The 14,409-nt window shown below is 71.0% G+C and carries 12 protein-coding genes and 1 pseudogene; 5 read left to right on the top strand and 8 right to left on the bottom strand.

What is annotated here, in order from left to right; genetic code table 11:
• The first annotated feature begins 22 nt into the window (after positions 1-22).
• The 3 genes from AB0A69_RS13940 (at position 23) to AB0A69_RS13930 (ending at position 3,368) form a co-directional block, all read left to right on the top strand.
• Entirely contained in the window at positions 23-502 is a 480-nt protein-coding gene (locus tag AB0A69_RS13940) for an NUDIX domain-containing protein (protein WP_361420014.1), read from the top strand.
• Positions 503-562: 60 nt separating this feature from the next.
• Complete coding sequence (locus tag AB0A69_RS13935) at positions 563-1,360, top strand: 3-hydroxybutyrate dehydrogenase (protein WP_361420011.1); 798 nt, start codon at positions 563-565, stop codon at positions 1,358-1,360.
• Between the two features lie 70 nt (positions 1,361-1,430).
• A complete protein-coding gene (locus tag AB0A69_RS13930; protein ID WP_361420008.1) occupies positions 1,431-3,368 on the top strand; it encodes a GAF domain-containing protein in 1,938 nt (645 codons plus the stop codon).
• A 106-nt stretch (positions 3,369-3,474) separates the two neighbouring features.
• Here the strand turns inward: AB0A69_RS13930 and AB0A69_RS13925 are convergent, their stop codons facing one another.
• Positions 3,475-4,863 carry an MFS transporter gene (locus AB0A69_RS13925; protein WP_361420005.1) on the bottom strand — a complete coding sequence of 463 codons (1,389 nt, stop codon included), beginning with the start codon at positions 4,861-4,863 and terminating at the stop codon, positions 3,475-3,477.
• A 548-nt stretch (positions 4,864-5,411) separates the two neighbouring features.
• Between AB0A69_RS13925 and AB0A69_RS13920 the strand changes: the two genes are divergently transcribed.
• On the top strand, positions 5,412-6,263 hold the full coding sequence (locus AB0A69_RS13920) for a helix-turn-helix transcriptional regulator (protein ID WP_361420002.1): 852 nt from the start codon (positions 5,412-5,414) through the stop codon (positions 6,261-6,263).
• Positions 6,264-6,391: 128 nt separating this feature from the next.
• On the opposite strand, the gene AB0A69_RS13915 is transcribed toward AB0A69_RS13920, so the two are convergent.
• From AB0A69_RS13915 to AB0A69_RS13900, 4 genes are all read right to left on the bottom strand, one after another.
• Positions 6,392-6,916, bottom strand: coding sequence for a hypothetical protein (locus AB0A69_RS13915; protein WP_361419999.1), 525 nt, complete (start codon positions 6,914-6,916; stop codon positions 6,392-6,394).
• 118 nt (positions 6,917-7,034) lie between these two features.
• The gene (locus AB0A69_RS13910) at positions 7,035-7,979 is read right to left on the bottom strand and encodes a Gfo/Idh/MocA family oxidoreductase (protein WP_361419996.1); all 945 of its coding nucleotides are present in this window, start codon (positions 7,977-7,979) and stop codon (positions 7,035-7,037) included.
• 78 nt (positions 7,980-8,057) lie between these two features.
• Positions 8,058-8,465 carry a VOC family protein gene (locus AB0A69_RS13905; RefSeq protein ID WP_361419993.1) on the bottom strand — a complete coding sequence of 136 codons (408 nt, stop codon included), beginning with the start codon at positions 8,463-8,465 and terminating at the stop codon, positions 8,058-8,060.
• A gap of 122 nt (positions 8,466-8,587) precedes the next feature.
• A complete protein-coding gene (locus AB0A69_RS13900) occupies positions 8,588-9,427 on the bottom strand; it encodes a VOC family protein (RefSeq protein ID WP_361419990.1) in 840 nt (279 codons plus the stop codon).
• Positions 9,428-9,860: 433 nt separating this feature from the next.
• On the opposite strand from AB0A69_RS13900, the gene AB0A69_RS13895 reads away from it, so the two are divergent.
• The gene (locus AB0A69_RS13895; protein ID WP_361419987.1) at positions 9,861-10,874 is read left to right on the top strand and encodes a transcriptional regulator; all 1,014 of its coding nucleotides are present in this window, start codon (positions 9,861-9,863) and stop codon (positions 10,872-10,874) included.
• 50 nt (positions 10,875-10,924) lie between these two features.
• Here the strand turns inward: AB0A69_RS13895 and AB0A69_RS13890 are convergent.
• The 3 genes and pseudogenes from AB0A69_RS13890 to AB0A69_RS13880 all read right to left on the bottom strand — a co-directional run.
• Positions 10,925-11,053: pseudogene (locus AB0A69_RS13890) on the bottom strand (glycosyltransferase); the annotation flags it as partial.
• Between the two features lie 252 nt (positions 11,054-11,305).
• Positions 11,306-13,072, bottom strand: a complete 1,767-nt coding sequence (locus AB0A69_RS13885; protein WP_361419984.1) for a glycoside hydrolase family 3 N-terminal domain-containing protein — start codon at positions 13,070-13,072, stop codon at positions 11,306-11,308.
• Positions 13,069-14,364: a family 78 glycoside hydrolase catalytic domain gene (locus AB0A69_RS13880; protein ID WP_361419982.1), complete on the bottom strand. Its 1,296-nt coding sequence runs from the start codon at positions 14,362-14,364 to the stop codon at positions 13,069-13,071. The genes AB0A69_RS13885 and AB0A69_RS13880 overlap by 4 nt, the downstream gene beginning before the upstream one ends.
• Positions 14,365-14,409: the final 45 nt, after the last annotated feature.

The following is a 14,409-nucleotide window of genomic DNA, read 5'->3' as shown; positions in this document are numbered from 1 at the left end:
GCATGGGCCTAAGGTCAGGGGCATGGCAACCCCTGACTTCATCCTGGCCCTGCGGGCCACCGCCGGCCACCAGCTGCTCTTCCTGCCGGGCGTCACCGCCGTCGTCCTCGACGACCTGGGACGGGTCCTGCTGGCCAGACGGGCGGACAACCACCGGTGGTCGCTGATCGGGGGGATCCCGGAGCCGGGGGAGCAGCCGGCCGTCGCCGCCGTACGGGAGGTGTACGAGGAGACCGCCGTGGAGTGCGTGGTGGAGCGGGTCGTCCTGGTGGAGGCGCAGCGGGAGCCGGTGACGTACCCCAACGGCGACCAGTGCCAGTTCATGGACACGACCTTCCGCTGCCGGGCCGTCGGCGGGGAGGCGCGCGTCAACGACGACGAGTCGCTGGAGGTGGGCTGGTTCCCGCTCGACGCGCTGCCGGCACTGCGGGAGGGAGAACTGTTCCGGATCAAGCAGGCCCTCACGGACGACCCCACATGGTTCGCCACCACGGCTTTGTAAAGCGAAGTGTGGAGCCGGACCACATACGTCGCTGACTTCCGGCTTCATAGGGTGCCGAGCATGACCGCACCCCACCCCCTCGTCACCCCCCTCGACCTCGGCGGCCGCACCGCACTCGTCACCGGCGCCGCGGGCGGCATCGGCCGGGCGTGCGCGCTCCGGCTGGCGGCCGCCGGGGCCAAGGTCAGGGCCGTCGACCGGGACGCCGACGGCCTCGCCGCGCTGGCCGCGCTGGCCGATGCGACGCCCGGCCTGCCCGGCGCGGTCGCCCCGCACCTCCTGGACCTCACCGACCTCGACGCCGCCGAAGAGGCCGCCGCCGGCACCGACATCCTGGTCAACAACGCCGGGCTGCAGCGCGTGAGCCCGTTGGAGGACTTCCCGCCGGACGTCTTCCACACCGTCCTCACCGTGATGCTGGAAGCACCCTTCCGCCTGATCAGGGGCGCGCTGCCGCACATGTACGGGCAGGGGTGGGGCCGCATCGTCAACATCTCCTCCGTCCACGGGCTGCGCGCCTCCGCCTACAAGTCGGCTTATGTGGCGGCCAAGCACGGCCTGGAGGGGCTCTCCAAGACCGCCGCCCTGGAAGGCGCCCCGCACGGAGTCACCTCCAACTGCGTCAGCCCCGGCTATGTGCGCACCCCGCTCGTCGAGGCGCAGATCGCCGACCAGGCCGCCGCGCACGGCATCCCGCGCGAGCGCGTCCTCGCCGACGTACTGCTGAAGGACTCGGCGCTCAAGCGGCTCATCGAACCCGAGGAGGTCGCCGAGGCCGTCGCGTATCTCTGCGCACCACAGGCCTCCTTCGTCACCGGCACCTCACTCGTCCTCGACGGCGGCTGGACCGCGCACTGAGCCCCGCGCCGCGCCCCGGGGTTGTCCACAGGGCTGGTGCGCTCACCCGTACGGCAGGAATCCTGTGACCATGTCCGACGACCAGCCCGACCAGCCCGGCCAGCGCCATCAGCCTCATCACCCCGAGCGACTCGGCGAGCCCGCGCAGCTCGCCTACTTGGAGCTCCTCGCCCGTGGCGCGGCCGGGGAGGCCTACGACCGCCCTGTGCTGCTCGCCCGCGCCGACGGGGCGGACCCCGAGGCGCTGGCCGCGTTGGAGCGGGCCAAGCGGCTCGCGCTGCGCGTGCGCGCGGAGCTGGAGGGCCGGCGGCGCCGGGAGGCCGAGCTGTCCGCGCTGTTCGAGACCGCGCACGACCTCGCCGGGCTGCGCGACCTCGACGCGGTGCTGCGGGCCATCGTGCAGCGCGCTCGGTCCCTGCTCGGCACCGAGGTCGCCTACCTGAGCCTCAACGACCCGGCCGCCGGGGACACCTACATGCGCGTCACCGAGGGTTCGGTGTCCGCGCGCTTCCAGCAACTACGCCTCGGCATGGGGGAGGGCCTCGGCGGGCTCGTGGCCCAGACCGCCCGCCCGTACGTGACGGAGAGCTACTTCGACGACGACCGGTTCCGCCACACCCGTGCCATCGACTCCGGAGTGCGGGACGAAGGGCTCGTCGCCATCCTGGGCGTGCCGCTGATGCTGGGCAGCCAGGTCATCGGCGTGCTGTTCGCCGCGGACCGCCGGGCCCGGGTCTTCGAGCGCGAACAGATCGCCCTGCTCGGCTCGTTCGCCGCCCACGCCGCCGTCGCCATCGACACCGCCAACCTCCTCGCCGAGACCCGTACCGCGCTGGCCGAGCTGGAGCGGGCCAACGCGATCATCCGTGCCCACAGCGGCGTGATCGAACGCGCCTCGGACGTCCACGACCGGCTCACCGAGCTGGTGCTGCGCGGCGGCGGAGTGCAGGACGTCGCCGCCGCTCTCGCCGAAGTTCTGGGCGGAACCGTCGAGTTCACCGAAGGCCCGCTCCCGGCGGCGCACGGCGACGGCCACGCCGTACGGCACGGCGACGACTGGGTGGCGGCCGTCTCGGCGGGCGGCGAGGTGTTCGGCGCGCTCGTCGTGCACGGCCACCCGCACCTCGACCCGGTCGACCGGCGCACCCTGGAACGGGCCGCGATGGTCACCTCCCTGCTGCTGCTCGCCCGCCGCTCGGCCGGCGAGGCGGAACAGCGGGTACGCGGCGAACTCCTCGACGACCTGCTGGACGCGCCCGACCGCGACCGGCGGCTGCTCAAGGAGCGCGCCGCCCGCCTGCGTACCGACTTCGACGCCCCGCACGCGGTGCTGGCCGCCCGGATCGACCGGCCCGCGCCCGGCAGCGTGGAACGGGACGGCGCCGACCGGCAGCGCCTGTGGTCGGCCGCCTCGCACCTGGCCGCGACCCGGCACGGACTGGCCTCCGCGCGGGACGGCGGCACGGTCCTGCTGCTGCCGCTCGGCCCCGACGACACCGCCGCCGACCTCGCCCGGCAGGTGGCCAGGCACCTCGGCGGGACCCTCCGCGAACCGGTCACCGTCGGCGCCTCCTCACCCGTCGACGCGCCCGCCACCCGGCCGGGCGCGATATCCGCCGCGTACGCCGAGGCCCGCCGCTGCCTGGAGGCCCTGCGGCTGCTCGGCCGCTCCGGAGAGGGCGCCGCGGCGCAGGACCTCGGCTTCCTGGGGCTGCTGCTCGCCGATACGCGTGACATCGCCGGGTTCGTCACCCGCACGATCGGCCAGGTCATCGCGTACGACCGGCGCCGCGGCACCGACCTGGTCCGCACCCTCGGCGCGTACTTCGCCAGCGGGATGAGCCCGGCCCGCACGAAGGACGCGCTCCACGTCCACGTCAACACGGTGGCGCAGCGCCTCGACCGGATCGGCTGCCTCCTCGGCCCGGACTGGCAGTCCCCGCCCCGTGCGCTGGAGATCCAGCTGGCGCTGCGGCTCCACTCGATGTCGGCCGCGGTCACTCACTGACACGGCCGTCACCAACCGAAACGACCGGCCACCGAAACGGCCGGCCACCGAAATGGCCGGCCGCGGGTGCGGCCGGCCGTCGGTCCCCGTCGGTCCCGTCCGTGCCTCAGCGGTCCGCGGTGGCGCGCCCCGGGGCGTCGTCGGCCACCTCGGCGACCTCGTCCGCCTCGTCCCCCTCGGCCAGGTCCCGGCTGCGGGTCTCCCGGGCGCACCCGATGGCGACCACGGTCAGCAGCGCCGCGGCGATGACGTACAGCGCGATCGGCGTGGAGCTGCCGTAGTCGGCGAGCAGCGCCGTCGCGATGAGCGGCGCGGGCGCACCCGCGGCCACCGAGGAGAACTGCGCGCCGATGGATGCGCCCGAGTACCGCATCCGCGTCGCGAACATCTCCGAGAAGAACGCCGCCTGCGGCGCGTACATCGCCCCGTGCAGGACGAGCCCGACGGTCACGGCGAGCAGCAGACCGCCGGAGCTGCCGCTGTCGATGAGGGCGAAGAACGGGAACATCCACAGCCCCACGCCGACCGCGCCGATCAGGTACACCGGCCGCCGCCCGACGCGGTCCGACAGCGCACCCCAGGCGGGGATCACGGCGAAGTGCACGACGGAGGCGAGGAGTACGGCGTTGAGGGCGGTCTGCTTGCTCATCCCGGCCGACGTCGTCGCGTACACCAGGATGAAGGCGGTGATCACGTAGTAGCTGATGTTCTCCGCCATCCGGGCGCCCATCGCCACCAGCACATCGCGCCAGTGGTGCCGCAGCACGGCGACGAGAGGCATCTTCTCCAGCTGCCCGGACTCCTCCCTGCGGGCCTCGGCATGGGCCAACGCGGCCTTGAAGACGGGTGATTCGTCGACGGACAGCCGGATCCACAGACCGACGATCACCAGCACACCGGAGAGCAGGAACGGGATGCGCCAGCCCCATGAGGTGAAGGCGGCGTCCGACAGCAGCGCCGTGAGCGCGGACAGCACCCCGGTCGCCAGCAACTGCCCGGCCGGCGCCCCGGTCTGCGGCCACGACGCCCAGAACCCGCGCCGCTGGGCGTCCCCGTGCTCCGACACCAGCAGCACGGCTCCGCCCCACTCACCTCCGAGCGCGAACCCCTGCACCAGCCGCAACACGGTGAGCAGCACCGGCGCGGCCGACCCGATGGTGGCGTGCGTCGGCAGCAGCCCGATGGCGAAGGTCGCCCCGCCCATCAGCAGCAGACTCAGCACGAGCAGCTTCTTCCGCCCGAGCCGGTCCCCGTAGTGCCCGAACACGAGGGCCCCGAGCGGCCGCGCGGCGAACCCGACGGCGTACGTCAGGAACGACAGGAGCGTGCCGACGAGCGGGTCGGAGTCGGGGAAGAACAGCTTGTTGAACACGAGCGCGGCGGCGGACCCGTACAGGAAGAAGTCGTACCACTCGATGGTCGTGCCGATGAGGCTGGCGGCGACGATGCGCTTGAGACTGGACGGGGCTGGTGGAGCGGTCGCGGGGGAGGACATCGGCACCACTTCCTGGCGTTCGACGGGGACGTTTGCGTGTCACCACACCGTAGAAATATGCAGGTCAGAGGCGTATGTGGTGGAACACCATAGTTCTTGGTCAGGGAGTGCGCGTGGTCACCATGGGGCGATGCCGGGCTCACGCGGCGGCCTCAATGAGGCCGCCGAAGAGGCTGTCCGCCTTGCGCTCTTCGGGCACGGTTTGGGGGTGCCGTACTGACTCCCGTGCTGGTTTGGTGCTGACTACGCTGCGTAGAGCTCAACATGGTGTTGCAGATCGGACGCTGGGCCGTGTGGTAGGCGGTGGGTCGTTGGGTAGGCCACAACTCGCGGAGGGCCCGCGCCGGACGCCGGGCGTGCGCGGGGTTCTCGCCGATGGGCATCTGTGGCTTTGCGGTCTGCCCGGGGTATCACCGAGCGGCAAATTACAGGGTCACAGTCCGCTTTCGCCGTCACCGGATCCGGCGGCACGGCGTGTGATCAACATCGGGTGCGCCATGCCAACCTGCCGGCGTACGCAGTGGTTTGGAGTCGGAGGTACATCGCCCGTGGCGGTGAACAACAACCCCACCGTCAGGAGACGACGGCTGGGAGCGGAGCTGCGCCGGCTCCGTAAGGCCAGCGGTCTGACCGGCACGCAGGTGGCGGCGCACCTGCTGGTTTCCCAGGCCAAGGTCAGCCACATGGAGACCGGTCGCCGTGCCGTCAGCCCCCGCGATGTGCGGGACCTGTGCAATCTCTACGGTGTCACCGACCAGCATGTCGTCGACTCCCTGATGGCACTGGCCAGGGAGTCGAGCCGGCAGGGCTGGTGGTACGCCTACGGCGACATCCCTTACAGCGTGTATGTCGGCCTGGAGACGGAGGCCGCCTCCATCCATACCTATGAGTCCATGGTGATCCCCGGCCTGCTGCAGACTCCCGCCTATGCGGCCGCGGTCATCGAGGAAGCGATCCCCCACCTCGCTGTCGAGCAGGCCGCCGCGCGTCTGAAGGTGCGGCTTCGCCGGCAGCACCGGATCTATGACCCCGCCTGTCGCCTTCGTCTGTGGGTCGTCCTGGATGAGTCGGCCCTGCGGCGCGTCGTCGGCAGCCGCGAGATCATGCGCGAGCAACTGGAGCATCTGCACGCACTGAGCACCGAGCCGCATATCGCCGTACAGGTTCTCCCCCACGCCGCCGGCGCGCACCCGGGCCTGACGGGACAGTTCTCCCTCCTGCGGTTCCCCGACAGCCGCCAGGAAGTGGTGTACCTGGAGAGATTCACCAGCGACCTTTACCTGGAAAAGCCGTCCGATGTGCAGCAATACAACGTGATGTACGCCCACTTGCAGGCCCAGGCACTCAGTCCGGACCACACCCGGCACCTCATCACCGACATCATCAAGGTGCACACATGATGAGCACCTGGGGTTACGAGTCGAACTGCGATCAACCAGCCTTGGCCAGAGGTCACCCGAAGCAGTGAGTGCAGCTCGTGGAAGCCTCCGTGGCCGAATCCTGGCCAACCTCACTACGGGGACAGCCCTTAAACGCAGCCCAGCACAAACGTCCGGTGCGGGCGCGCGGCGAGCAGGACGGTGAGTGTGAACGCCGCGTCGGCGGCGGGGAGTGCGGTGGCGGCGAAGGGGTGCTCGGCGAGGGCGGTGACGGCGGACTGGCCGGCACCGATCGACAGGATCAGCCACGCGTACGCCTCGCTCGTACGGCCCGCGGGGGTGAGGGCGTCGGTGGTGACGTAGGCGCAGGCGACCACGACGGTGAGGAACGCACCGGGCACGATGACCGCGAAGGTGGCCGCGTACGGGCCCAGGAGGGCAAGCAGCGGGAGCCACCCGGCCAGGAACGCGGCCCCGGCAGCGATCAGCCGGCCGGTGGTGGTGCTGATGAGCGTGGCGGCGTAGGGGATCGGTTCGCGCTGGAGGGCGCGGCCGAGTTCGCCGCTGTCCCCTATCCAGGGCACGAGGTCCTCCTGCCAGACAGGGTGGGAGTAGATCTGGACCGTCGCACTCCACTGGTCGACCTTGCCGAGGCGGGAGAACAGCAACCGCATGATCGGCGCGATGTCGGTGACGGTGTTCAGAACTCGGTGGTGCGTCGGGCAGGCCGTGTGGGCCGAGTCCCCGGGCCGGGAGACTGCCGCAGCGGTTCTCCCCCGGCCCGGGGGTGGTTCAGCGCGGGCCGTTGACCTTCCGGTCGAGGTCGAGGGTGAGCTGGAGAGCGTCGAGCACGCTGTCGGGGGCGATCCGGTTCTCGGCCTTGCCGGCAAGGACGTCCATGACGTGGCCGATCATGGCCGTGTACTGGTCGGCGGGCGGCAGTTCGAGGTGGCGGGCGCCGTCGGCGGTGTAGGCGGTGAGCGTGCCGGTCGGCTTGCCGTCGAAGCCCATCGTGGACGAGGCGTCCAGCACCCCGCGCTCGAAGGAGGCGGTGTATCCGCCGCGGGCTCCCCACGCCTTGGGCATCAGGGAGGAGACGGAGCTGCGGGCCGCCGCGCCGTCGAAGTGGAAGGTCGCGTCGATCGCCCCGGAGTCCTCGTCGCGCGCCACGGTGGTCACGGTGAGGTTCCGCGGCAGGCCGAGGGTGTGGGTGATGATGTCCATGTCGCTGTGCATCGCCTCCAGCGGCAGCACCTTCAGCCCCAGCGAGGCACCCGGCCACAGGTGCGCGGTCAGGTTCCACAAGGTGAGCTGCTCCAGGCGGCCGTAGGTGTTCTCGCGTACCGCGTCGAACAGGGCCTGGTTGGCGGGGATGAACCGCTCGAACATGTCTACGAACACGTGCTTGTCGCTGCGCGCGGCGGCCTCGGCGACCCGCTTCGCGTCATCGAGATCGTCCGCGAGTGGCAGTTCGACCAGCACGTGCCTGCCCGCTCCCAGCGCGCGGAGAACATACTGGGCGTGCAGCCGGGTCGGGAGGCAGATGTCCACCAGGTCGAAGGAGTCGTCCTCGAAGGCGGCGTCCATGTCGGTTGAGGAGGCGAAGCCGAACTGGTCGGCCACCTTGGCGGTCTTGTCCGCGTCGCGGCCGAACATCACCACGTCCACGTCGCCGCGGGTGGCGTAGACGGCGGCGTGCGCCTGTCCGAAACCGGTCCCCAACAGCGCGATCTTCATCAGTATTGCCTTTCGGATGACAGCGAGGTGGTCAAGCCCGCAGGCAACGGGCTTGGAGAAGTTGTCGTTTGTTTGGGTTCAGGAGGGCTGGGCCTGGCTGATGCACACCGGCTGGCCGGAGGGGTCCAGCAGGACCGTCCAGTGCTCCCCGCCGGGCTGGAAGTCCGGTTTGGTCGCTCCGAGTTCCAGCAGCCGCTTCTCGGCGGCGGCCACGTCGGGGACCGCCAGGTCCATGTGGAAGGGCAGGTCCTGCCCCGGCCAGTCGGGCGCGGTGAAGGAGGCCGAGGTGTAGAAGATGTAGGCCGTGTTGCCGACGGTGACGGGGTAGGCAACCGCGTTGCCGTGCTCGTCGGGGTAGGGCTCTCCGACGCTGTTGCCCAGCGCCGCGGCGTAGAACTCGGCGAGCCGGCGCCCGTCATCGGCCCAGATCGCATGCGAGAGGACCGAGCCGTCGAGGGTGCCGGTGTTGTGGGTGGTGGTGTTCATGGGGAGGGGTTTCCTTTCCTTGTGCCCGCGGCCCGGCGTATCGGGGCCGCGGATCGTGCAGTCGGCACCGGAGGGCCGGGTGGCGCGGGGCGCTTGCCCAGCCCGCTGCCCCGGCCCGGGGATCAGGCGCCGGCGGACGGGGCGGGCGGGGAGAACAGCCCGAAGTGCCGTCCGTGGGGGTCGGTCAAGCGGGCGTAGACCGTGCCGTCCGGATTGGAATCCGGACCGAGTTCCACTCGGGCGCCCCTCTGCCGTGCCGCTTCGGTGGTGGCGGCGACGTCGGTGGCCAGAAAACAGGGCATCACGTAATCGGTGCCGGCCCCTTCGGTGTTGTTGCCGCTGTGGTCCCAAAGGCCGCCAGACGGCCACGGGGCACCGGGGCCGAAGATGTTGAAGTACGGCTTGCCGCCGGCGGTGTCGTCCTTCTCGATGCGCCAGCCGAACGCGGCGGTGTAGAAGTCGGTGGTCGCCTTCAGGTCGGTGGTGCCGATCTCGAACCAGCCCATTGACCCCGGCTTCGGGGTGAAGGCGGCCTGCTCCATGTACTCCTCCGTACCGGCGATCCGCTCCTCGAACCGCTGCGAGGTGGACCGGGAGAACAGGGAGAACAGATTGCCGCGCGGATCGGCCAGGCGGGCGAAGACGGTCACGTCCGCCACCTGCGTGGCCGGCACCACGACCGTGGCGCCGAGCGCGGTGAGCCTGTCCACGTCCGCGTGAACGTCCGCGGAGAGGATCGACAGGTTGACCACCTCGTCGTCGGTGTCGCCCTGCTGGATCGCACCCATCGGCCACGGCGCGCCGGGGGCGAGGATACGGGTGTAGGTGCGGCCGTCGACGGAGGAGTCGGGGTCGACTTCGAAGCTCCAGCCCAGCAGCGGGCCGTAGAAGCCGGTGACCGTCTCGGGGCCGGCGGTGCCGATTTCGAACCAGACGACCTGGCCGGGAGACATGAAACTCATCGAAGATCCCTTATGAGTGCTTGGAGTGACGAGCGCGGGGTGATCAGAAGTCCTGCTCGAGCCTGTACGGCGCCCGGTGGCCCGGCCGCCGTACAGGGCCATCCGGGTGACACGCCTGCGTTAAGGAGGCGGGGGCCGGCTCCTGCCCTGGTCGGCGGGGGTGCCGTGGCCCAGGTGGCCGAAGAAGGCCACCGAGGACAGGGCGGCACCGACGGTCTGGCCGAGCTGGGTGGTGGTGTTGGGCAGACCCGACGCCGAGCCGGCGCGTCGACCGCATCCATGAACGAGGCGATCAGCACCACGACCAGCGCCCCCCACCGGCGCGGATCAGCCACATTCAAGGTGTTTTGAGGGGTTTGGTTCTGGTGCATGCCCTTCACGTTAGAGGGCTTTTAGGACAAACCATGTCCGTAAAGACGGGCATTCTGGATGCATGACGAGTGACCTTCCCGCCCGGATGCTCCGGCTGCTGTCCCTGCTGCAGACCCGCCGCGAGTGGTCGGGCGCCGAGCTCGCCGACCGGCTCGGCGTCACCGGCCGCACTGTGCGCCGCGACATCGACCGCCTGCGCGAGCTGGGCTACCCCGTCGAAGGCACCACCGGCCACGCCGGCGGCTACCGGCTCGCCTCCGGCACCGCCATGCCGCCCCTCCTCCTCGACGACGACGAGGCCACCGCCACCGCCGTCGCCCTGCGCACCGCCGCCGGCCACCTCACCGGCATGGAAGAAACCGCACTGCGCGCCCTGGCCAAACTCGAACAAGTCCTGCCCACCCGGCTGCGCACCCAGCTCGCCGCCCTGCAGCAGACCACCGCCGCCATCGACTGGGAAAGCCGCGGTCCGCGCATCGATCCCGAACTGCTCGCCCTGCTCGCCGTCGCCTGCCGCGACCACGAGATGATCGCCTTCGACTACACCACCCGCGGAGCCACCACCGCGGCCCCCCGCCGCGTCGAACCCCACCACCTCGTCTCCTCCGGCGGCGCGTGGTACCTCCTCGCCCACGACACCGGCAAGGACGACTGGCGCATCTACCGCCTCGACCGCGTCACCGCCCCCACGCCTCTCCGGCACCGCTTCACGCCCCGCCCCATCCCCGGTGGCGACCCGGCCGCCTACGTCGCCACGAAGATCGCCACCGCGCCGGCCCGCTACCGCGCCGTCGCCACCGTCCAGGCCCCCGCCGAGACCGTCCGCCGCCGCACCGGAGCCCTGCCCGACCGTGTCACGTCCCTCGACGGGAACTCCTGCACCGTCGACTGCTCCGGCAACTACCTGCCCGGCATCGCCCAGCACCTCGCCGCCCTCGACGCCGCCGATTACACCCTCGACGCGGACCCCCAGGTCATCGCCTACCTGCGCCGCGCTGCCGAACGACTGCACCAGGCGGTCACATCCCGGGCAGGCCGCCAGGCGCAATCCGACGGCAGGCGTAACCGCTACTGAGGGTTACCGCTGCTCGTGATCACGCGGAAATGCTCACGGAGCTGCGGAACCTACAGCTCGTGATTGCGCAGAACGGAGCGCAGGCTGCGGCCGTATCGCCAGGCGTGCTCCCGGGCCGCCGCCTCCAGTTGCCCGTAACTGGGCTGGGCCGTCATCTGCCCGGGGTGCTTGCGGTACCTGCACGAAGCCGCAAACGAGGCCCGCGGCCGCTCTGCCACCGTCGCCAAGGCGTTCGCACACTCCCCGGGGATCGGGGCCGGAGTTGGGCGGTCACCGCCGCGAGGTTTGGGCTCGTTGACGGTGCACACGTAGGAGACGCCCTCGGCCAGGATGGGGAGGACGGCCTCGCAGTAGCGGGCGAAGCGGTCGACGGAGCCGGGCCCGCGCATCCGCCGGCGGTGGTCATCTGTTCATACGATGCTCCTTGTCGTTCAGGGGTGTGTTCCGGCTGCGGTTTCGGTGGCGTACCGCAGTCCGTGCCCGAAGGGATAGAGCGGATCGGGGCTCTCCTGCGGGACATCGGGACGACCGGCCTCGACCTCGGCCATGGACCTGGGCAGATGGAAGGGCAGCGTTCCCTGCGGGGCGGCTCGGCCGAACAGGACGTCGAGCAGCGCCCGGTCACCGGCGCCGTAGGCGGCGAGCAGGGCGGCGCAGCGGTCGGCGATTTCGGGGATGACGGCGGGCCGTTCGAGGTGGATGGCAACGATGGTGGGCACCGTGTCGAGCAGGGCGAGGATCTGCTTGAGGCGGTCTTGGCCGAAGTCGAGCCGGCCGGCGTGGAAGAAGGACTCGAACACGCCCTGGCGAGGCTCGTAGGGGGTGTTCAGGCGCAGCATCGCGAGATCGGCGTGGCGGGGGTCGGTGACGATGTCCGTGTACTCGGCGGCCACGGCCGGGTCGAGGCCCTCCACGTACAGTCGGGGGCGGCCGGTCAGGGGCAGTACGTCGGCGCGGTTCTCCAGCAGCGTCAGTGAGCGGCGCTGGGCGGCCTCGCCGGCGGTACGGAAGTCGGCGCGGCCGACGATCTCCTCGGCGGCGTCCGGGTCGACGTAGCGGCGGTCGTCGAACAGGCCGAGGCGGAATTTCTCGGCCAGCAGGCGGGCGACGGAGGCGTCGAGACGGGATTCCGCCAGCCGTCCGTTGCGGACCAGGCCGGTGATCAGCTCGGGGCAGGCTTCGCCGCCGATCTGGTCGGCGCCTGCGTGCAGCACCTTCAGCGCCCGCTCCTCGGGCGTGAGGTGTTCCACGCCCCAGGCGCGGGCGGCATGCATCTCGCCCATGATCGGTCCGTCGTTGAGCAGTCCCCAGTCGGTGCAGACGATGCCGTCGAAGCCCAGCTCCTCGCGCAACAGCCCGGTGATGATGCCGTGGTTGAAGCCGAATCCGACCTCTTCGTACGTGGTGCCGACCGGCATGCCGTAGTACGGCATCACCTGCGTGGCCCCGGCGGCGATGGCCGCCCTGAACGGCTTGAGGTGGTAGTCGAAGAAGCCGCCCGGGTAGACCTGCTCCCTGCCGTAGGGGAAATGCGGGTCCTCGCCGTCCTTCTGCGGGCCCCCGCCGGGGAAGTGCTTGACCATCGCGGCCACGCTGTCCCGGCCGAGCTGCCCGCCCGGCCCCCGCAGGCCGTCGATGTACGCGGCGGCCATGCGGGAGGTCAGGTCGGCGTCCTCTCCGAAAGTGCCCGAGATACGGGCCCAGCGCGGCTCGGTGGCCAGGTCGATCTGTGGGTGCAGGGCGACGCGCAGCCCGACGGCCAGGTATTCGCGGCGCACGGTGTCGCCGTACTGGCGTACCAGGTCGACGTCATCGGCGGCGGCCAGGCCCAGGGTCTCGGGCCACTGGGAGAACGGGCCGGCCATCATCGCGGTACCCGGATTGTCGGTGAACGCGTGGCGCGGGTCGGTGGACAGTGTCACCGGGATGCCCAGCCGGGTGGCTGCGGCCTGCTCCTGCAGGCGGTTGTGGAGCTCGGCCATCTCGCGCGGGGTGCCGGCGCCCAGCAGGTTGAAGTGCGACATGAGCCGGCCGGACATCATCTGCTCTGCGGTGAGGCCGACGGGTGCGGGGTTCGCTCCGATGCCTATCGCGTGGTGGAAGAGCAGCCCGGCCTTCTCGTCCAGGGTCATCCGGGGCAGCAGGTCGGCCACCCGCTCCTCGACGCTGCGGCTGGGGTCCTGGTACGGGTGGGTCACTGCTGCTCCTCGGTGGTGCGGTGGGGGGTGTGGAAGGTGTGGGTGCCCGGCCCGGCTCGGGTGGGCTCGGCGCCCGGCAGATCGATGGTGGCTTCGGTGCCCCGGGGGACGGCGACGTCGACGGTGAGCTGCCCTTCGTGCAGCGGCCGGGGCGGGCTGTCGTAGAGGAACGTGGCGGTGGGGGCGAAGACCTGGATGTCGCCGCTCCAGCCGAGGCGTTCGTCGCGCTGGGGGCAGTCCGTGGGAACGTCGAGGAAGTTGCCCCCCATCCCCCACACCACGTTCTCGTGCAGCCGGTTCAGTGATGGGTCGGAGGATTCGAACCAGCCGGTCCGGCGCAGGTCGCTGTGCAGGACCACAGCGGTGACGTCACCAGGGGCGAGTTCGCCGGGCCAGTTGTCGATTTCGGCGTAGCGGAAGCCGTGGAAGGTGAAGCGGGGCTCCCACTGCTCGCCGTCGGTGTCGCCGCGCAGGGTGTAGCGGTCCGTGGCCGTGGCGCCGCGCAGCGGACGTACGCACAACTCGCCGTTCTCCAGCACCTCGGCATGCCGCAGAGTCACTGTGCGACCCGCCTCGCCGCGGACGCGGAGTCTGCCGACCAGGTTCTGTCCGAAGTCCATGATGGTGCGCCCGGCGGGCGACGTGGTGACGGCCACCGGAGTGAGGCACTCGATGCGCCGTACCGGAGGGCTGTCGGCCGGGAAGAGCACCGAGGTGTCGAAGTCCACCACGCGCACCGGTCGCCAGGGTGTGTCGTCGAAGCCCGGTTCGCTCCAGCCCGGCAGCTCCCGGCGGGCATCGTATGCCTCCCCCTCGTACAGGCCGGCGGCGGTGACCGGCCCGGCCGACGCTCGCCAGCCGGGACCGGTCGTGACCGTCTGGAGGCTGCCGTCGGCGTACTCGATGGTCAGTTCGGCGAGCAGTCCGGTGTGCGGGCCGTAGATGTCGCGGTTGCCGCCGTTGAATCCGAGCAGGCCCCGGTACCAGCCGTCCGCGAGGTGCGCGCCCCAGGCGTTGGGGCCGGGCCGCACCAGCGTGGTCACGTCGAAGGTCTGGTAGCGGTGGCGGTGGTGGTAGCTGGTCCAGCCCGGTGCCAGGACGTGGTCACCGACCACGGTGCCGTTGACTTCCATCTCGTACACCCCCAGGGCGGTGACCCGCAGCTCCGCCCGTCTCACCTGGCTGCTCACGGTGAACACACCACGCAGCAGCGCGGCGGGGCGGCCCTCGTCACCGGGCGGCTCTTCCGGCCAGGCGGGGGTGATGACCTGAGCAGTCCAGGTGTGGGGCATGTCTGACTTTCTCGTCGTCGGGGGGCTGCGGCTTCGGTCGGGAGG

Source organism: Streptomyces sp. NPDC045431 (assembly GCF_040646655.1).
Taxonomy (GTDB): Bacteria; Actinomycetota; Actinomycetes; order Streptomycetales; family Streptomycetaceae; genus Streptomyces.
Note: the sequence above shows the minus strand (reverse complement) of the source record. Positions and strands in the feature narration are given on the sequence as shown.

Bases quoted from the DNA above. Each gene is read 5' to 3' on its own strand.
- AB0A69_RS13940 (WP_361420014.1), top strand. From the start codon at position 23: ATGGCAACCCCTGACTTCATCCTGGCCCTGCGGGCCACCGCCGGCCAC.
- AB0A69_RS13935 (WP_361420011.1), top strand. From the start codon at position 563: ATGACCGCACCCCACCCCCTCGTCACCCCCCTCGACCTCGGCGGCCGC.
- AB0A69_RS13930 (WP_361420008.1), top strand. From the start codon at position 1,431: ATGTCCGACGACCAGCCCGACCAGCCCGGCCAGCGCCATCAGCCTCAT.
- AB0A69_RS13925 (WP_361420005.1), bottom strand. From the start codon at position 4,863: ATGTCCTCCCCCGCGACCGCTCCACCAGCCCCGTCCAGTCTCAAGCGC.
- AB0A69_RS13915 (WP_361419999.1), bottom strand. From the start codon at position 6,916: ATGCGGTTGCTGTTCTCCCGCCTCGGCAAGGTCGACCAGTGGAGTGCG.
- AB0A69_RS13910 (WP_361419996.1), bottom strand. From the start codon at position 7,979: ATGAAGATCGCGCTGTTGGGGACCGGTTTCGGACAGGCGCACGCCGCC.
- AB0A69_RS13905 (WP_361419993.1), bottom strand. From the start codon at position 8,465: ATGAACACCACCACCCACAACACCGGCACCCTCGACGGCTCGGTCCTC.
- AB0A69_RS13900 (WP_361419990.1), bottom strand. From the start codon at position 9,427: ATGAGTTTCATGTCTCCCGGCCAGGTCGTCTGGTTCGAAATCGGCACC.
- AB0A69_RS13895 (WP_361419987.1), top strand. From the start codon at position 9,861: ATGACGAGTGACCTTCCCGCCCGGATGCTCCGGCTGCTGTCCCTGCTG.
- AB0A69_RS13880 (WP_361419982.1), bottom strand. From the start codon at position 14,364: ATGCCCCACACCTGGACTGCTCAGGTCATCACCCCCGCCTGGCCGGAA.